This is a genomic window from Shinella zoogloeoides, from assembly GCF_022682305.1.
Classification (GTDB): domain Bacteria; phylum Pseudomonadota; class Alphaproteobacteria; order Rhizobiales; family Rhizobiaceae; genus Shinella; species Shinella zoogloeoides_B.
Genome location: NZ_CP093528.1, coordinates 1761574 through 1778977 on the forward strand (window position 1 = coordinate 1761574; position 17404 = coordinate 1778977).

Here is a 17404-nt window from a genome sequence, read left to right on the forward strand (position 1 = left end):
CATGAGGAAACTTGATCGCGCGATCTGCCCGGCACCGGCCTGCCTTGGCAGCTACACCCACGGCGTTCACAAATGGGACAACGTGTCATCCGCCGAAAAGGGAGAAATCAGAACGCAGCTTGAAGCTATGCAAGGCCGTCGTTGCGCATATTGCGAGGGTAGCATCGACAGCCTCGGCCAACATATCGAGCACTTCCGTCGCAAGAGTCTCCATCCAGCCCTGACGTTCGATTGGAACAATCTCTTCTGGTCCTGCGACCAGACGGACTCCTGCGGCCATTTCAAGGATCGCGGCGCTGGCCCCTATAATGTGGTGGACCTCATCGACCCTTGCCTTGATGACCCCGATGCCTTCTTCGTCTTCCGGGCCGACGGCACGATCAGCGTGCGGAACGGCTTGTCGGCGCAGGACGAACATCGGGCGCGAGAGACGTTGCGCGTCTTTTCATTGAATCCCCAATGGGGCCGCTTGAGGAATATGCGCCAAGCCGCCGTCTCTGGCTATGTCGATAGCGCCAATGACGCTTTCGATGCTGGCCTGACGCCTGCTGATATTCGCGCCTATTTCGCGCAGGAGCTTCAGGCTGCCCATGACCTGCCATTTTACACGGCCATCCGGCATGTGCTGACGGAAAGACAATAAGAATGACCGTAACCGTGAAACCCCCGAAGAAGCTGATCGAAGTCGCGCTGCCGTTGGATGCGATCAACGAGTCTGCCGCACGCGAGAAGTCGATCCGGCACGGGCATCCGAGTACCCTGCATCTGTGGTGGGCGCGGCGGCCGCTTGCCGCGGCGCGCGCCGTGATCTTCGCGCAGATGGTCAACGATCCGTCGTGGAAATGGGAGCTTGAGCACCCGGGCGAGATTCCGCCGAACAACATTAAGGCGAGCTGGGCCGCGAGCCGGAATCGGCTCTTCGCCATCATCAAGGATTTGGTGAAGTGGGAGAACACCACCAACGAGGCCGTGCTGCAAAAGGCGCGGGCGGAGATTCGCAAGTCCTGGCGCGAGACCTGCGAACTCAACAAGGCCCATCCGCAAGCGGCGGAGCTGTTTGACCCCGAAAAGCTGCCAGCCTTCCACGATCCGTTCGCAGGTGGCGGGGCGCTGCCGCTTGAGGCGCAGCGCCTTGGGCTTGAATCCTATGCTTCCGACCTCAATCCGGTCGCCGTCCTCATCAATAAGGCGATGATCGAGATTCCCCCGAAATTCGCCGGACGGCCGCCGGTGAACCCGGAAGCACGCGCCAGCCGTGATGCTTGGAGCAAGCAATGGGAGGGCGCACAGGGTCTCGCGGAGGACGTGCGCTATTACGGTCAGTGGATGCGCGAGCAAGCACAGAAGCACATCGGCCATCTCTATCCGCCGGTCGAGATCACATCGGATATGGCAAAGGAGCGACCCGACCTGAAGCCGCTGATTGGCCAGAAACTTACCGTCATTGCGTGGATATGGGCGCGAACGGTCAAGAGTCCCAATCCCGCCTTCCGGCATGTGGATGTACCACTTGCTTCGACTTTCGTTCTTTCGAGCAAAGAAGGAAAACAATCCTACGTTCAACCGATCATTGACGGTGACAAATACCATTTTGCCGTAAAGGTCGGTAGGCCGCCGGCCGGCGCAAAGGAAGGCACCACCGCTGGAAAACGAGCAGCATTTCGCTGCCTGATGTCCGGTGTCCCTGTGGACTACAACCACATCCGCTCAGAAGGTAAGGCGGGTCGCATGGGTACGCGCTTGATGGCTATCGTGGCCGAAGGCGCACGAGGCCGCGTCTATCTCTCCCCATCGCCTCAGCACGAAATCGCGGCCGCAAAAGCTCAGCCGGAATGGAGGCCCGATATGCCTCTTCCCGACAACCCCCGCGATTTCAAGACGCCGAATTATGGCCTTAGTACCTTCGGCGAACTTTTCACATCACGCCAGCTTGTCGCGCTGACGACCTTCGGTGATCTCGTTGTCGCCAGCAGAAACAAGATCATAGAGGATGCACATGCTGCAGGATTGAATGACGACGGGGTAGGACTCGATGTCGGGGGGGCAGGAGCGCGTGCTTACGCGGAGTCCGTAGCTGTCTATTTGGCTTTCTCGATTGATAAATCTGCTGACTATTGGTCAACGATCTGCACATGGCATTCTAGCAAGGAGCTGATCCGCAACACCTTTGGCAGACAAGCTATCCCTATAACGTGGGATTATGTCGAAACGAACGTCTTCTCAGACTCAACGGGAAACGTATCGAGCGGCATTGAATGGGCGCAAAAAGCAATAGTAAATTTCCCTGCAAAACCAGATGGTCATGCGACACAGGCAGATGCCCAACGTCAGAGCATTAGTCTGAGAAAGATTATATCCACCGATCCGCCATACTACGACAACATTGGCTATGCCGATCTTTCGGATTTCTTCTATATTTGGCTTCGTCGGTCGTTGCGGCAGGTTTTCCCCGAACTTTTTGCCACGCTTGCGGTCCCCAAGGCCGAAGAGCTTGTAGCTACTCCCTACCGGCATGGCAGCAAAGAGCGGGCTGAGACGTTTTTCCTCAACGGCATGACGCAAGCGATGCAGCAGCTTTGCGAGCAGGCGCATCCTTCATCACCTGTCACCATCTATTATGCTTTCAAACAATCTGAGACGGAAACCGCCGAAGGCACTTCCAGCACCGGATGGGAAACCTTCTTGGATGCCGTAATCCGGTCCGGCTTTGCCCTCACCGGCACATGGCCTATGCGAACAGAGCTTGAGAATCGGATGATTGGATCGGGAACAAATGCCCTTGCATCCAGCATTGTCTTGGTTTGTCGTGCGCGCCCGGCAGCAGCGGAAACCGTTTCCCGCCGAGCTTTCCTGCGCGAACTGAATCAGGTGCTGCCAGAGGCGCTTGACGAGATGACGCGCGGCTCCGGCGACGACCGTTCACCCGTCGCGCCCGTTGATCTTTCACAGGCCATCATCGGCCCCGGCATGGCGGTATTCTCGAAATACGCCGCCGTGCTGGAGGCGGACGGCACGCCAATGACGGTGCAAACCGCGTTGCGGCTTATCAACCGCTTCCTCGCCGAGGATGATTTCGATCACGACTCCCAATTCTGCCTGCACTGGTTTGAGCAGTACGGCTGGAAGGAAGGCCGCTTCGGCGAGGCCGACACCCTTGCCCGCGCCAAGGGGACGAGCGTTGACGGTGTGAAGCAGTCGGGCGTTCTCTTTGCTGCCGGCGGCGTTGTCCGGCTGCTGAAATGGGCGGAATACCCGACCGACTGGAATCCGCTCGGCGACGAGCGCCTGCCGGTATGGGAGGCCCTGCATCACCTGATCCGCATCTTCAAAGCCGAAGGTGAGAGCGGCGCGGGCAAGGTGCTTGCGGCCGTCGCGGCTAAAGCCGAGGCGACGCGGCAGCTTTCCTATCGCCTCTATACGCTTTGCGAGCGGGCGGGCTGGGCGGAGGATGCCCGCGCCTATAACGAGATCATAACGAGCTGGAGCGCCATCGAGTCCGCCGCCGCAGCGGCACCGAAGGCGCATCAAGGCGAGCTGTTTGGCTGAAGGGGGAGCCAGCGATGAAACCTTGGAGAGAAGTGGCTGTACCCCATCAGGACGTGCTTGAAGGCACGTTCCAGCAATCGGAGTTTGCGGCCGACATCACAGCGGTCAACACCGGCAAGGCCAGCCGCGAATATCAGGATGCCGGCGCGTTCTTCGACCGTACCTTCATCACGGAAGGAATGGCGCTCCTGCTGACGCAGGTTGCGCAGCGCCTCGCTGGTCGGGGCGGTGAGCCGGTCGTGCAGCTTCAGACCGCCTTCGGTGGCGGCAAGACGCATACCATGCTCGCCGTTTATCACCTTGCCACCCGCAAATGCGCCCTGTCCGACCTCGCCGGCATCCCCGCGCTTGTCGATCGGGCGGGCTTGATGGACGTGCCGCAGGCCCGCGTCGCGGTGCTGGACGGCACCGCGCACGCGCCGGGCCAGCCGTGGAAGCGGGGGAGCCAGACGGTCAAGACCCTTTGGGGCGAGATCGCATGGCAGTTCGGCGGTGCTGACGCCTTTGCGCTCGTCGCCGAGGCGGATGCGACCGGCACATCCCCCGGAAAGGACGTGCTGCGCGAGCTTCTGGAGCGCCATGCGCCTTGCGTCGTGCTGATCGACGAGCTGGTCGCCTATATACGGCAATTCCCGGAGTCGCAGGCTATCAGCGGCGGCAGCTACGATTCCAACCTGTCCTTCGTGCAGGCCCTCACCGAAGCCGTGAAGCTGGTGCCGCGCGCCATCGTGCTCGCGTCCTTGCCGGAGTCCGATCTTGAGGCGGGCAGTCAGCGCGGCGTCACGGCGTTGCGCGCCCTCGAAAAGACCTTCGGGCGCGTGCAGGCGCTTTGGAAGCCGGTGGCGACCGAGGAAGCCTTCGAGATCGTACGCCGCCGGCTGTTCGAGCCAGTGCGCGATGAGAAGGCCAGAGAGGCCGTATGCCGTGCCTTCGCCGACGCCTATATCGCCGAGGGCGTGAAGCTGCCGGCCGACACGCAGGAACGGCGCTACTACGAGCGGCTGTTGCACGCCTATCCGATCCACCCGGAGGTGTTCGACCGTCTCTATGAGGACTGGACGACCATCGACGGGTTTCAGCGCACGCGCGGCGTCCTGAAACTCATGGCGAAGGTCATCTACCGGCTATGGAAGGACGACAACAAAGACCTGCTCATCATGCCCGGCAGCCTGCCGCTCCATGACGGAAGCAGCCGCAACGAGCTGACCTACTACCTGCCCGCAGGCTGGGATGCTGTGATCGAGCGCGACATCGACGGCGACCGCGCAGAGACGACCGCTTTGGAGAACAAGGAGCCGCGCTTCGGTCAGTTGGGCGCGGCCCGTCGTATTGCTCGCACGGTCTTCCTCGGCAGCGCCCCGTCTTCGGTCGCGTCCAAGGTGGCTACGCGCGGCCTCGACCGCGCGCATATTGTTCTCGGATGCCTCCAGCCCGGACAGGCAGCATCCGTCTATGCTGATGCGCTCGGCCGGCTCGCCGACAGGCTGCACTACCTCAATTCTTCCGGTGACAAGAGTCAGGACGCAACCCGCTTCTGGTTCGACACCCGCGCCAATCTGCGGCGGGAGATGGAGGATCGGAAGCGCCGGTTTGATGACCGGACGGAAGTACGCGGCAAGATTGCCGAGGCGTTGAAGAAGACGGTCGGCAATGCCACGTCCTTCGACGGCGTACATATCTTCACGCCGCATGGCGATGTACCCGACGATACCGCCCTGCGCTTGCTCGTTCTGCCGCCGGAGACTTGGTATGCCCGCGAGGAAAATCGACTCGCCTTTGAAGCGGTGCTGGAGATCATTGGCAAGAATGGCTCGAAGCCGCGCTATCGCAGCAACCGACTGCTCTTCCTTGCTCCCGATCACGGCGCGCTTTCCCGTCTCAACGACGCAACGCGCGTCGCGCTCGCATGGGGTTCGATTGTCGAGGACGTGAAGGAAGGTCGCCTGAACATCGACCTGTTGCAGAAAAATCAGGCCGAGAAGGAGCTGAAGAGCGCCGAGGACGCGCTGCCGCGCGTGGTCCGCGAGTGCTACAAATGGCTGCTCTGCCCGATGCAGGACGCGCCGGCCGATCCGAAGCCCGGCATCGAGGCGTTCGCCCTGAACACGACCGGCGGCTCTATCGGCGGCGAGATCGAGCGGGTTTGCACCGACAACGAGCTGGTCATCACCACCTGGTCGCCAATCCACCTCCGGGCCAAGCTCAAGGAGCTTTATTGGAAGGGCGGACAGAACGCTGCGAGCGCAGCGGGCTTTTTCGAAGACACCCTGCGCTATCTTTACCTGCCGCGCCTCAAAACGCAGGATGTTCTGGCGCAGGCGATCCGTGCTGGCGCTGCCAGCAAGGACTTTTTCGGCACAGCCTACGGCGAGGTCGATGGCAAGTTCGAGGGCTTCTCCTTTGGTGGCGGCAATGTCGTCTTCGACGACACCTTGCTTCTGATCGAGCCTCAATCAGCTCAAGCCTATGAGGATGCAAACCGGTCAGCACCGTCTCCCGCTGCTCAGGCTGCCGCCACGACCCCGACCGCGAGCGGCGTAGCCGAGGGGCCGAGTGTCTATGTTCCCAATGGCGAGGGCATGTCGCCGGGGCCAGTGACGACCGCGCCTACACCGGCCGCTGCGAAGCCGAAAACCTTCTACGGTTCGGCCGAGGTTCCGCCCGCTACCGCAAAGATGCGTCTTGTGCAGATTGCCGAGGAAATCGTGTCAGTGTTGACATCCGACCCGAACGCAACCGTCCGCCTTGTGGTGGAAATCTCGGCCGAGTTTCCCGACGGGGCCGGCGATGGCGTGAGGCGCGCGGTTTCGGAGAACGCCCGCAGCCTTGGCCTGAAATCGGCCGATTGGGAATGATGGCTACGGGCTATTGTGTGCCCACTTCCAATAGTGGCTACGGCTACCGATAGAGGATTTGCGCGGCGTTGCCGCGCGATGGCGGGCGGCGCTGCGATATGTGGGGTCTCCGCGCCGCCCGCCATCGGTCACGCCCGATCCGGCTGCGGCTGCACTCTGTCGTTCGGGTTTGCCGGACGCTCCATCTCGAAGGCCATCTTTCCGAGTTTCGTCCATGTACCGCGCGCACGTTCGCCGTCCTCGCTGTTGAGCTTTTTCGCCATCCAGATCATCGCGCCGTAGATCATGGCGCGGTCGTCGCTGGTCAGGTCCACGATACCCGCTTTAACGACGAGGCCGCCGAGTTCGATCAGGTGCCGCGTGCGCTTCCGGCGCTCGATCTGCCAGCTTCGCATGTCATGCCGCGCCCGTTGCGCCTGATGCCGGTTGCGCGCCGCCCGATTGCGCTTGAGCGCCGCCAGTGTCGCGGTCAGGCGCTGATGCAGTTCGCCGCGATTTGCTGCGAAAGAACGCCGCGCCACGCTTGGCCCATGTCTCCCGCTTTCCGGTATCGGTGGTTTCCACCAGCGCGACCAACGCCCCGGCCAGTTCGTCGGCGGTGAGGCTGTCCGCTCCGGTGGCGATCACCAATTCGCCAAGCTGCTCCACCTTGCGGGCTTTCAGTTCCCGCGCCTTGTCTTCCAGCGCCTTCAGCTCCGCGTCATAGTCCCGTAGTTTGCGCATGATCGTATCCTTTCCCGGTCGCAAGTGGTTGATGCGGTAAGGATAGTTGCGCGGACGACAGAACGCAGTATTGTTGCCGGGACGGTCTGGCACGGCCCGGTCCCGCCCGAGATTTTTTCGAGGGAGGGCGCGCTTATACGTCGTTCCGACGTGCGCTTGGCCGTGCCAATTCTTGATCGCGATGGCGATCTATCATCTTCACGTCAAGGTCATTGGCCGCAAGGCTGGGTCGAGCGCGGTGGCATCCGCCGCCTATCGCTCGGCCTCGCGGATGCGCGACGAGCGCATCAACCGTGTGCAGGACTTCTCCAACAAGCGCGGCGTTGTCCATTCCGAAGTGCTGTTGCCGGAGAACGCGCCGGAGCAATGGTCCGACCGCGAACGGCTCTGGAACGATGTCGAGGCGTTCGAGGTGCGCAAGGACGCGCAGCTTGCCCGCGAGGTGGAGTTCGCCATTCCGCGCGAGATGACGCAGGCGCAGGGCATCGAGCTTGCCCGCGACTTCGCGCAGGCCGAATTTGTCGATCAGGGCATGATCGCCGATCTGAATGTGCATTGGGACATCGGCGAGGACGGGATGCCGAAGCCTCATGCCCATGTCATGCTCACCATGCGCAGCGTGGACGAGAACGGTTTCGGGCAGAAGGTCCGCGACTGGAATCGGACAGAGATGGTCGAACGCTGGCGCGAGCGTTGGGCCGAGCATGTCAACGAGCGGCTTTCCGAACTCGACATAGACGCCCGCATCGACCATCGCAGCCTTGAGGCGCAGGGCATCGGGCTTGAGCCGCAAAGCCAGATCGGAGCACCGGCGCAGCGCATCGAGGGCAAAGGGATCGAGGCGGCAGATCGCGCCGACATGCACTGCGAGATTGCGCGGAACAATGGCGACAGGATCATCGCCGATCCTTCCATCGCGCTGGACGCGATCACGCACCAGCAATCGACCTTCACGCGCCGGGATATGGCGATGTTCGCGCATCGGCACAGCGACGGGATCGACCAGTTCAACGAGGTCATGGGCGCGATGCGCGGTTCGCCCGATCTGGTCGAACTCGGGCAGGACGGACGCGGCGAAGATCGCTTCACGACCCGCGACATGATCGAGGCCGAACAGCGGTTGCACCGCGCGGCGGAATTGATGGCCGAGAAGGAATTGCACGAGGTCAGCGACAGGGATAGAGAGGCAGCACTTGCACGAGCGGAACAGCGCGGCCTTGTCCTGTCCTGCGAACAGGCCGACGCGCTGGCGCACGTCACGGACGGTCGCGACCTTGGCATTGTCGTCGGCTATGCCGGAACGGGAAAGAGCGCCATGCTCGGCGTTGCGCGAGAGGCATGGGAGGCAGCGGGCTATGAGGTTCGCGGCGTTGCCCTGTCCGGCATCGCGGCGGAAAATCTGGAAGGCGGATCGGGCATCGCATCCCGAACCATAGCCAGTATGGAACATGGCTGGGAGAACGGCCGTGATATGCTGACTTCCCGCGATGTACTTGTCATAGACGAGGCGGGCATGGTCGGCACGCGGCAGTTGGAGCGCGTCCTGTCCCACGCGGCGGAAGCTGGCGCAAAGGTTGTGCTGGTCGGCGATCCGCAGCAGTTGCAATCCATCGAGGCGGGCGCAGCGTTCCGTTCGATCCATGACCGTCACGGCGGCGTGGAAATCCACGAAGTGCGCCGCCAGCGCGAAGACTGGCTGCGGGACGCCACCCGCGATCTGGCGACCGGCAGGACCGGCGATGCGATCAGCGCCTATGACCGTTACGACATGGTGCATGAGGCGCTGACCCGCGAGCAGGCGCGGGACGATCTGATAGACCGCTGGGACCGCGATCGGCAGGCATCCCCCGACAGCAGCCGCATCATCCTCACCCACACCAATGCCGAGGTGCGGGAACTCAACGAAGCCGCCCGCGACCGGATGCGAGAAGCTGGCGATCTTGGCGAGGACGTGCGCGTCACGGTCGAGCGCGGGGAACGAAACTTCGCCGCCGGGGATCGCGTCATGTTCCTACAAAACGAGCGCGGCCTTGGCGTAAAGAACGGCACGCTCGGCACCGTCGAGCAGGTCAGCGCGCAGTCCATGAATGTGCAGACAGATGATGGCCGGTCTATCGCGTTCGACCTGAAAGACTATGACCGCATCGACCACGGCTATGCGGCGACCATCCACAAGGCACAGGGCATGACGGTGGACCGGACGCATGTGCTGGCGACACCCGGCATGGATGCCCACGGCAGCTATGTCGCCCTGTCGCGGCATCGTGACGGCATGGACCTGCATTATGGCCGCGACGACTTTGCCAGCCAGGACAAGCTCATCAACACCCTGTCGCGCGACCGCGCCAAGGACATGGCGACTGACTATCAGCCCGCGCAGAGCTACGCCGAACGGCGCGGCATTACATTGCCTGAGCGCGATGTCTCGGTTGAACAGGCGCGCGCGCCGAGCGCCGCCATCGACCGGATCGGCGACATCATCTTCGGCGTGCGCGAACTCCGCGACGGCGCAGAAGGGCCGGAAAGAGAGACGACCGGCAGGGGGATAAAGCAGGAGATCGAGGCGGTGGCGCGGGACGCCGGAATAGATTCGGAGGATGCCTTGCGCCACGCCCGCAGGATGGCGCTCATTCGCCATGCCCATGCCGTTGGCCAGGTCTTCAACGCCGAGGATGCCGGGAGCAAGGCAAGCCCCGCAAAATGGGAAGAACTGGTCGATTCCCGCAGGACATTCGATGCGGTGCGCCCCTATGGCTGGCAGGACGCGGAAGCGGCCTATGCCAAGGATGAGAGCCTTGCCCATGAGGCGGGATCGGGCAAGGTCAATCGCGCCATCCGCGCCCTGCAACTCGAAACCGAGATTCGGACCAGCCCAGAACGCCGTGCGGATCGTTTCGTGGAACGCTTTCAGGAACTCAAACAGTCCGGCGAGCGCCGATATGCGGCGGGCGACTATTCCGGCTACAGGTCGGCGCGCGCGGAGATGGGCAACATGGCGATGAGCCTCGAACGCGATCCGCAGATGGAATCCCTACTCGAAGGCCGAAAGAAGCAACTCGGCATCAGCATGGATTTCGACTCAGGGATGAGGCTCAGCCGACAACTCGCCCTCAGTCACGGTCTCGGCAGGGGGCGGGGCATCGGATTGTAGAGTGCGCCAAGAATAGTGCCACTCGACACTGAGGGCGCGATTGCCAGTCTTGTCCCCTTCGCGCGCAGCGCCAACGTATTTCAGCGCGAGGTCGCAGGCTTCTCTTTTTCCCGATACCGCGCAGCGCGCTTACCATTCATATCAAGGTAACGAATCTCGAAGGCACGCGATTCATGCACGACCTGACGCCAACTGCCGCATCCATATTTTGCAGGTAGCTGTTCTGGGAACCGCTCGGCAATCCACTTGCCAGCCTCCGTGATAGATGCCCACCCATCGACAGCCAATTCCTTAGCAGCTTCACGCAAGGCGCGCACGATGCCTGCGGCAAACCAATCCACCTTCCCGTCCGGAGCAATGCCATTGATGACCAAATCCCGAAACTCAGTCGAACGGACAAAGGCATCGGCCAGACGCCGACTTTGTTCCATATGTTCTGCCCACCCGCGAAGCTGTTCAAAGTGTTGGTCGATGCGGCTGTAGGCAGCGAGCAACGCCCCGTGAGCGCCACGGCATCCCTCCAAGCTCCAGAGGTCGTGCTCTTCGATGAAGTGGTGAACCAAGCTGTTCCGCAGCAGCACCAATTCTCTAAGTTCAGTTTCTGTCCGGGCGAAATCTATGTCGGATAGGCCCAACTGCATCCGAAAACTGAACGAAGCCGTATCCTCAGATGAATCGATCGTGTCCTTGGGTGCGGTCTGATCGCCGTTGACGACAACATACGATCCGAGGAGATCGCCGATCAGTGTGCCGAGTGTTTTGCGCGCGGTCTCCGTTACGCGCGCCGCTCGAATCGCCTCCAGCGCGTGAGGCGGTCCCGAGATTTCGTGATGTGCCACGATTGCCTTGATAAGGCGTTCGTACTGTTGCAGTCGCAGCAAGCATCGACCCAGCAATCTCTGTACTTCACGCTGAATCGTTTGCAGCGCATCGTCCGATAATGTTGTCATCGCGCCGCTCGCCCTCTGCTTTACGCGCCTCACTCATCCATATACAGCGCCAGTATCTGCTGGGCGCAAAGCTGCAAAGACCGCGTAGGTGCGAACTCGGCATCAGTCTCGAATCAGGCCGTAGTCTTGGCCGCAGACTCTCCGTCACACGCGGCATTGACCTGGGCAGAGGCCGAGGTTTCAGCCTGTATGGTTTTCCTTTTTACCGCCGTTTCTACGCTACAGCACTACGAACGGTAAATATCTGTTGCGCAATGACAATTCGTTGCTCTGTCTGGTCTCTGCAATCGTCAAAAACAGCCAGCAGGAGGCAGCGCAATCATGCGTCAACCAGACCGTATCATCCGCTTTAACACCGTCCGCGCTCGCACGGGTCTGTCGCGGTCCACCATCTATCGCAAGATCGCCGAAGGCACGTTCCCGGCCCAACTGAAGATCAGCACCAACGGCGCTGGATGGCGAGAATCCGACATCAACCGCTGGATTGCCGATCCCGCCGGGTGGCGGCAACGCTCGCGTAACGAGTTCGACTTCCTCGATGACTATTGACCGCAGGGACGACGACAAGCCGGAGACAACCCGGCACGCCAAACGACCGCCCACGGCGTCGGAGCAGCTTGAGGAATTGCTGGGTTATCCGTGGCCATTCCCTGGCAGGCCGCCCAAGCACGACCTCAGCACATGGACCGTCACCGACGACTGGCCCGATCCCGTTCCGGTCACGGAAGCTGAAATCGAGGTGTTCGAGCGATGGTTCGGCGACCTGTTCGATGAATTGTTTGGCTCCGGCTCCTGAGCCATTTCCCCATTGCAATATGGGTTATAGGGTGGTACATATGCCCAATATCGGAGTAAACTTGTGATCGTAGGCTTTCGGGACGGCTGGCTTCGGGCTTTCTTTGTGGATGATGTTCGTTCCCGCAACATCCCATCCGATCTTGAAGCCCGCTTGTTCCGCAAGCTCCAGATGATTGACGACGCCGTGACCGATCAGGACTTGCGCGTGCCGCCTAGCAATCACTTCGAGAAGCTGCGCGGCAATCTCGCAGGTTTCCATTCGATCCGCGTCAACCAGCAATGGCGGTTGATCTTCCGCTGGGATGGTGAACGCGGCGAGGCGGACGGGATTTATCTGGACGATCACAGCTACCGATGAAAGCGAGGCAACCATGCTGACCACCAAGCGCAAGCCGGCGACTGTCGGCGAGATACTGACCGAAGAATTCATGCAGCCGATGGGGCTGACACAGGGCGCGCTCGCCGAGGCGATGGGCGTCCAGCGCAAGCACGTCAACGAACTATGCGGCAACCGCAGGAACGTGACGGCGGCGACGGCGCTGATCCTCGCCCGCGTGTTCGGCACCAGCCCGGACTTCTGGCTCAACGTGCAGCGGCGCAGCGATCTTTGGGAGGTGATGAACACGCCCAAGGAGCGCGAGCGGGTTGAGCGCGCGCGCCCGTTACAGAACGCCGCCTGAGCGCGGCCAGCGGTCCACCAGTTTGGGCCGAGTCAAGGTTTGAGAAGGAGACATTGCCATGACCGTGCCGCTGCGCGCTGCCCTTTACCTGCGCGTCTCGACGGCGCGGCAGGCCGAGCATGACGTTTCCATTCCCGATCAGAAGCGGCAGGGCGAAGCCTATTGCGAGTCCCGCAACCTGCAACTGGTCGAAACCTTCATCGAACCCGGCGCATCGGCCACCAACGACCGCCGCCCCGAGTTCCAGCGCATGATCGAGGCCGGGACCAGCAAGCCCGCGCCCTTCGATGTGGTCGTGGTCCATTCGTTCAGCCGCTTCTTCCGCGATCACTTCGAGCTTGAGTTCTACGTCCGTAAGCTGGCGAAGAATGGTGTGAAGCTGGTTTCGATCACACAGGAAATGGGGGATGACCCCATGCACGTCATGATGCGGCAGATCATGGCGCTGTTCGATGAATATCAGTCAAAGGAAAACGCCAAGCACGTCATGCGGGCCTTGAAGGAGAACGCGCGGCAAGGCTTCTGGAACGGCTCGCTTCCTCCTATCGGCTATCGCACCGTCGCCGCCGAGCAGCGCGGCGCGAAGACCAAGAAAAAGCTGGAGATCGACCCGCTCCACGCCGACACGGTGCGGCTGATCTATCGTCTCGCCTTGGAAGGCGACGGCACCACCGGCCAGATGGGCGTCAAGAATATCGTCTCCTATCTCAACAGCCGCCGCATCTTCACCCGAGACGGCGGGCGCTGGGGCATCGGGCAGGTTCACCGTATCCTGACCCGCCGCACCTATATGGGCGAGCATGAGTTCAACAAGCGCAGCAAGACCAAGGAATTGAAGCCGGTCAGTGAGATCGTGACGGTTCCGGTCCCGCCGATCATCGACAGCGAAACCTTCGACGCGGTTCAGAAGCTGCTCAAGGCTCGTAATCCCAAGGTCATGCCCGCCCGCGTCATCAGCGGCCCAACCATGCTGACCGGCCTGATCCATTGCGCCAAGTGCGGTGGAGCCATGACCATCCGCACCGGCAAGGGCGGGCGCTACCGCTACTATTCCTGCTCCATGAAGGCACGGCAGGGACCGACCGCCTGCGAGGGCATGGCCGTGCCGATGGAGAAGCTGGACGATCTGGTTGCCGACCACCTTGAGCAGCAACTACTCCAGCCCGAGCGGCTGGAAACCGTCCTTGCCGCCGCGCTCGACCGCAGGGAGGAACACGCTGAGCGCCGCCGCGAACATATCGCCGAGTTGAACAAGCGCGCCACAGAATCGGAACTGCGCCTCAAGCGGCTCTATGACGCTATCGAGGCGGGCATTGCCGATCTGGACGACCCGGCGCTGAAAGACCGCATCGACGGCCTCAAGGCCATCCGCGATCAGGCCAAGGCCGACGCCGACCGGGCGCAGGCCATGCTCCAGAACACAGGACAGAAGGCGGTAACGCCGCAGATGCTGCGCAAGTTCGCCGCAACCGCCCGCGAGCGTATCCGGCTGGAAGGCGGCGGCTATCGCCGCGACCACCTGCGCGCGCTCGCCCAGCGTGTCGAGGTCGCCGAGGGCGAGGTTCGCATCATGGGATCGAAGTCCCGGCTGCTACACACGCTTGTGGCGGGAAGCGGCGTAAACTCAGTGCCCACTCAGGGACTGAAGTGGCGGAAGAGGTGGGATTCGAACCCACGGTAGACTCTCGCCTACGCCGGTTTTCAAGACCGGTGCCTTAAACCGCTCGGCCACTCTTCCATCCGATTGATTTGGTAGAGAAATCCACTTTCAGTTGATTTCTGGAAAACGGAGTTTGCTACCGCTTTGCTACCCAATCACTCGACGGCTGGCTTTTTAACAGCTTTGATTGCCACGTCAACGTGCTCCGCACCACGCAACAGCCCGCCGATTGCAGCGGGCTGCGGAGCCTTCCTATCGAACGATGAGAACGGGAACCTTGGCGTTCTCCGCAACCTCGGCGGTCTGGCTGCCCAGCATCACGCGGGACATTCCGGTCCGCCCATGGGATGCCATGACGATCAGGGTGCAGCCCTTCTCCTCGGCGACCTTCAGGATCGCGCCGGCGACCAGCTTGCGCGGAACGTGAATCGTTTCGATCGGAACGCCGAGTTCCTCCGCCCTTGCCCTGATCGGCTCCAGGATTTTCTCTGCGATTAGCCCCTGCGCCTTGTCGAAGGCCTCGACCTCGGCCTCGCCGGGCGACCAGAGATCGAAGGCATAGGCGAACTGTCCGCCGAGCGCCTCGGTGACCGTCACCGCCGTGACCTTGCTTCCATGTTTACACGCGAGCTCCAGGCCATGCTCCACGCCTGCCCGGGCGAATTCCGATCCGTCGCTGGAAACGAGAATGTGATCATACATGGCGGTCCCTTTGCTTCTGCCGTTTCATAAGCCATCATCTCTATCCAAGGCCGGCGAAACACGCGTTGTCACAGGTCAAACGGGCAATTGTCGCCGAAATTGCTTCTTGTGCACCAGTGCCCTTGTTTGGGACACAATGGCCCCCTATATCACCGTCATCGGCATTGCTGATGAGCGCTGGAAAGTTTCTGCCGCTCGCAATCGCCGACCATCACTGGATGCTCTTGACCACGGATGTACTGGCACTAGTGAGAAGGTGATGATGAGGAAGGTCGGTGCGTTTTCGCCCCGGCCTTTTTTGTTGCCAGCAGATCGAGGATCACCGCCGCACCGGCCTCGCCCGGGGGGCGCGGGGTCTGCATGCGTTCATGCACGAGGTCGTAGCCCTCCAGCATGGCGCGGCGTTCGGCCGTATCGACGGCAAGCCGCTCGAAGCAGCGGACCAGCGTCCCGGGTCGCACCTGCTCGTTGAGGAATTCCGGCACCACGATATAGTCCGCGATGATGTTGGGGATGGCTGCCGACCATACCTTCACCTTCTTCAGCAGGAAGGTGTTGGCCAGCCAGTCGAACCGGTAGGTGGAAACCACCGGCACGCGGGCAAGCGCCAGCTCGAGGATGATCGTGCCGGAGGCGGCAATCGCCGCGTCGGCCTCGGCGAAGGCCTGCCATTTTCCCTCGGCCGTTGTGGTGACCTGCGGCTTGACCGGCCAGTCCGCGGTCAGCCGCCGCACCAGCGCTTCCTGCCGCGGCACGGTGGGCAGCAGGAAGCGAATGCCGGGATTGCGCGCGGCAAGATCCTGCGCCATTTGCGCGAAGACCGGCAGCAGCCGGCTGATCTCCGTGCTGCGCGAGCCGGGCAGCAGCAGGCAGAGACGATCATCGGGTGCCCGATCCGGGCGGACGAGCCGCGCCGCGCGGATACGCCGGATATCCGGATCGCCGATCAGGCGATGGCCGACATAGGTGGTCTGCGGACCGTCGAGCCGCTCCATGGCCGCCGGCTCGAACGGCAGGAGGGCAAGGACCCGGTCGACATAGGCGCGCATACGCGGCGCGCGCTCCTCTTTCCAGGCCCAGACGCTGGGGCAGACATAATTGACCACCGGCAGGTCCGGCAGAGCCTTGCGCACGCGCCTGGCCACCCGATGGGTGAAGTCGGGGCTGTCGATGATGAGAAGCACATCCGGCCGCGCAGCGATCATCGCCTCCGCCGTCTGGCGGATACGGCGCAGCAGCAAAGGCAGGCGCTTCAGCACCTGCGAAAGCCCCATGATGGAAAGCTCGGAGAAATCGAACAGGGATTTCAGCCCCTGCCGTTCCAGCGCCTCGCCGCCAACGCCGACAAGCTCGATATTCCCCGGATAAGCCACCCGCAGCGCCGCGATCAGATCGCCCCCGAGCAGGTCGCCGGAAACCTCACCGGCAATAACACCGATCTTGAGCGTTTCTTGCGTCATCGCGCCGCCTCCGTTCTGTCCGGCAGGATCCCCGTCACGAAAAGGCCTTGCGCGTCCGCCTCCTGGACCAGCGCCGCGCGCTCGAGAACCAGCGAGCGGCCTGACTCGACCGCGATGCCGGAAAGCCCGGCAGCCTTCGCCCGCTGCAGGGTTTGAAGCCCGATGGACGGCAGGTCCGCACGCAGATCCTGCCCCGGCTTGCAGAGTTTCACCAGAACGCCCTTGCGGCGCTGCGAAATACGGCCGGCGGCTCTCAGCGCCGCCACGCGCTCCAGCATGCCGTCCGTACCTTCCGCGCCTTCCAGCGCCACCACGCGGCCGCCGACGGCGACGGCGCCCTGCCCCACGTCCAGTCGGCCGAGTGCGAGCGCCGCGGCAGCGGCCGCTGCTATATCGGCCTCGGCGGCAGCATCGGGCGCTATCCTGCCGAGCGGGCCCTTGCTGCCAAGCAGGTCTGGCACGATCTCATGAACGCCGACGACCCGCATTCCCTCCGCCTCGATCAGCCGGATAACCATTTTCAGCACGGCGTCGTCGCCGCCCGTCAGCAGCGTCCGCACGACCGAGGGAATGATTCGGAGCGTTCTCAACGGCGCATGGATATCACGCCATTCCGGCCGGCGGCGCACCCAGCCGGACAGCACGACGCGGCCGACGCCATGCCTGCGGAAGGTCTCGGCGATGACGGAATAATTGCCGATGGAGGCTGTTTCGTGGTCGTATCCCGACCAGTCCTCGCCGGATTCGTCGCGCAGCGAGAGGATATAGGGATTTTCGCCCCGCGCGCGGGCGGCATCGGCAACATAGCGCGGCAGCATGCCGCCGCCGGCGATGATGGCCAGCCGGTCACGCACCTCGGGCCGGCTCTCCGCCATGCCC

Annotated in this window: 15 protein-coding genes and 1 tRNA gene; 9 read left to right on the forward strand and 7 right to left on the reverse strand. The window is 62.4% G+C overall.

Annotated features, from left to right (window positions below):
- Window position 1 precedes the first annotated feature (1 nt).
- Genes MOE34_RS09020 through MOE34_RS09030 form a run of 3 tightly spaced genes read left to right on the forward strand, consistent with a single transcriptional unit; the run spans window position 2 to window position 6401 of the window.
- Window positions 2-643 (forward strand): retron system putative HNH endonuclease, encoded by a 642-nt coding sequence (locus MOE34_RS09020; RefSeq protein WP_242223012.1) that lies wholly within the window; start codon window positions 2-4, stop codon window positions 641-643.
- Between the two features lie 2 nt (window positions 644-645).
- Window positions 646-3546 carry a DUF1156 domain-containing protein gene (locus tag MOE34_RS09025; protein WP_242223014.1) on the forward strand — a complete coding sequence of 967 codons (2901 nt, stop codon included), beginning with the start codon at window positions 646-648 and terminating at the stop codon, window positions 3544-3546.
- Window positions 3547-3560: 14 nt separating this feature from the next.
- Complete coding sequence (locus MOE34_RS09030; RefSeq protein WP_242223016.1) at window positions 3561-6401, forward strand: ATP-binding protein; 2841 nt, start codon at window positions 3561-3563, stop codon at window positions 6399-6401.
- Window positions 6402-6529: 128 nt separating this feature from the next.
- On the opposite strand, the gene MOE34_RS09035 is transcribed toward MOE34_RS09030, so the two are convergent.
- Together MOE34_RS09035 and MOE34_RS09040 are read right to left on the reverse strand one after the other, a co-directional pair.
- Window positions 6530-6796 carry a conjugal transfer protein TraD gene (locus tag MOE34_RS09035; RefSeq protein ID WP_242223018.1) on the reverse strand — a complete coding sequence of 89 codons (267 nt, stop codon included), beginning with the start codon at window positions 6794-6796 and terminating at the stop codon, window positions 6530-6532.
- A 1-nt stretch (window position 6797) separates the two neighbouring features.
- Window positions 6798-7124: a conjugal transfer protein TraD gene (locus MOE34_RS09040; protein ID WP_242223020.1), complete on the reverse strand. Its 327-nt coding sequence runs from the start codon at window positions 7122-7124 to the stop codon at window positions 6798-6800.
- A gap of 181 nt (window positions 7125-7305) precedes the next feature.
- On the opposite strand from MOE34_RS09040, the gene traA reads away from it, so the two are divergent.
- A complete protein-coding gene (gene traA, locus MOE34_RS09045; RefSeq protein WP_242223021.1) occupies window positions 7306-10275 on the forward strand; it encodes a Ti-type conjugative transfer relaxase TraA in 2970 nt (989 codons plus the stop codon).
- Window positions 10276-10355: 80 nt separating this feature from the next.
- On the opposite strand, the gene MOE34_RS09050 is transcribed toward traA, so the two are convergent.
- Window positions 10356-11225: an OST-HTH/LOTUS domain-containing protein gene (locus MOE34_RS09050; RefSeq protein ID WP_242223024.1), complete on the reverse strand. Its 870-nt coding sequence runs from the start codon at window positions 11223-11225 to the stop codon at window positions 10356-10358.
- Window positions 11226-11546: 321 nt separating this feature from the next.
- On the opposite strand from MOE34_RS09050, the gene MOE34_RS09055 reads away from it, so the two are divergent.
- The 5 genes from MOE34_RS09055 (at window position 11547) to MOE34_RS09075 (ending at window position 14384) form a co-directional block, all read left to right on the forward strand.
- A complete protein-coding gene (locus tag MOE34_RS09055) occupies window positions 11547-11774 on the forward strand; it encodes a helix-turn-helix transcriptional regulator (RefSeq protein ID WP_072461972.1) in 228 nt (75 codons plus the stop codon).
- A complete protein-coding gene (locus MOE34_RS09060) occupies window positions 11764-12021 on the forward strand; it encodes a hypothetical protein (RefSeq protein ID WP_072461973.1) in 258 nt (85 codons plus the stop codon). Before MOE34_RS09055 ends, MOE34_RS09060 begins: the two co-directional genes overlap by 11 nt.
- 63 nt (window positions 12022-12084) lie before the next feature.
- Window positions 12085-12381: a type II toxin-antitoxin system RelE/ParE family toxin gene (locus tag MOE34_RS09065; RefSeq protein ID WP_072461974.1), complete on the forward strand. Its 297-nt coding sequence runs from the start codon at window positions 12085-12087 to the stop codon at window positions 12379-12381.
- Between the two features lie 13 nt (window positions 12382-12394).
- Window positions 12395-12703 (forward strand): HigA family addiction module antitoxin, encoded by a 309-nt coding sequence (locus tag MOE34_RS09070; RefSeq protein WP_072461975.1) that lies wholly within the window; start codon window positions 12395-12397, stop codon window positions 12701-12703.
- 58 nt (window positions 12704-12761) lie between these two features.
- Entirely contained in the window at window positions 12762-14384 is a 1623-nt protein-coding gene (locus tag MOE34_RS09075; protein ID WP_242223025.1) for a recombinase family protein, read from the forward strand.
- Here MOE34_RS09075 and MOE34_RS09080 read toward each other — a convergent pair.
- The 4 genes from MOE34_RS09080 to MOE34_RS09095 form a co-directional block, all read right to left on the reverse strand.
- Window positions 14352-14441 (reverse strand) — tRNA-Ser (locus MOE34_RS09080). The genes MOE34_RS09075 and MOE34_RS09080 overlap by 33 nt on opposite strands.
- Before the next feature lie 174 nt (window positions 14442-14615).
- Complete coding sequence (locus MOE34_RS09085; protein WP_242223027.1) at window positions 14616-15065, reverse strand: universal stress protein; 450 nt, start codon at window positions 15063-15065, stop codon at window positions 14616-14618.
- Window positions 15066-15310: 245 nt separating this feature from the next.
- Window positions 15311-16525 (reverse strand): lipid-A-disaccharide synthase, encoded by a 1215-nt coding sequence (lpxB, locus tag MOE34_RS09090; protein WP_242223029.1) that lies wholly within the window; start codon window positions 16523-16525, stop codon window positions 15311-15313.
- Window positions 16522-17400, reverse strand: coding sequence for an LpxI family protein (locus tag MOE34_RS09095; protein WP_242223031.1), 879 nt, complete (start codon window positions 17398-17400; stop codon window positions 16522-16524). The genes lpxB and MOE34_RS09095 overlap by 4 nt, the downstream gene beginning before the upstream one ends.
- Window positions 17401-17404: the final 4 nt, after the last annotated feature.

Bases quoted from the DNA above. Each gene is read 5' to 3' on its own strand.
- MOE34_RS09020 (WP_242223012.1), top strand. From the start codon at position 2: ATGAGGAAACTTGATCGCGCGATCTGCCCGGCACCGGCCTGCCTTGGC.
- MOE34_RS09025 (WP_242223014.1), top strand. From the start codon at position 646: ATGACCGTAACCGTGAAACCCCCGAAGAAGCTGATCGAAGTCGCGCTG.
- MOE34_RS09030 (WP_242223016.1), top strand. From the start codon at position 3,561: ATGAAACCTTGGAGAGAAGTGGCTGTACCCCATCAGGACGTGCTTGAA.
- MOE34_RS09035 (WP_242223018.1), bottom strand. From the start codon at position 6,796: ATGCGAAGCTGGCAGATCGAGCGCCGGAAGCGCACGCGGCACCTGATC.
- MOE34_RS09040 (WP_242223020.1), bottom strand. From the start codon at position 7,124: ATGCGCAAACTACGGGACTATGACGCGGAGCTGAAGGCGCTGGAAGAC.
- traA (WP_242223021.1), top strand. From the start codon at position 7,306: ATGGCGATCTATCATCTTCACGTCAAGGTCATTGGCCGCAAGGCTGGG.
- MOE34_RS09050 (WP_242223024.1), bottom strand. From the start codon at position 11,225: ATGACAACATTATCGGACGATGCGCTGCAAACGATTCAGCGTGAAGTA.
- MOE34_RS09055 (WP_072461972.1), top strand. From the start codon at position 11,547: ATGCGTCAACCAGACCGTATCATCCGCTTTAACACCGTCCGCGCTCGC.
- MOE34_RS09060 (WP_072461973.1), top strand. From the start codon at position 11,764: ATGACTATTGACCGCAGGGACGACGACAAGCCGGAGACAACCCGGCAC.
- MOE34_RS09070 (WP_072461975.1), top strand. From the start codon at position 12,395: ATGCTGACCACCAAGCGCAAGCCGGCGACTGTCGGCGAGATACTGACC.
- MOE34_RS09075 (WP_242223025.1), top strand. From the start codon at position 12,762: ATGACCGTGCCGCTGCGCGCTGCCCTTTACCTGCGCGTCTCGACGGCG.
- MOE34_RS09085 (WP_242223027.1), bottom strand. From the start codon at position 15,065: ATGTATGATCACATTCTCGTTTCCAGCGACGGATCGGAATTCGCCCGG.
- lpxB (WP_242223029.1), bottom strand. From the start codon at position 16,525: ATGACGCAAGAAACGCTCAAGATCGGTGTTATTGCCGGTGAGGTTTCC.
- MOE34_RS09095 (WP_242223031.1), bottom strand. From the start codon at position 17,400: ATGGCGGAGAGCCGGCCCGAGGTGCGTGACCGGCTGGCCATCATCGCC.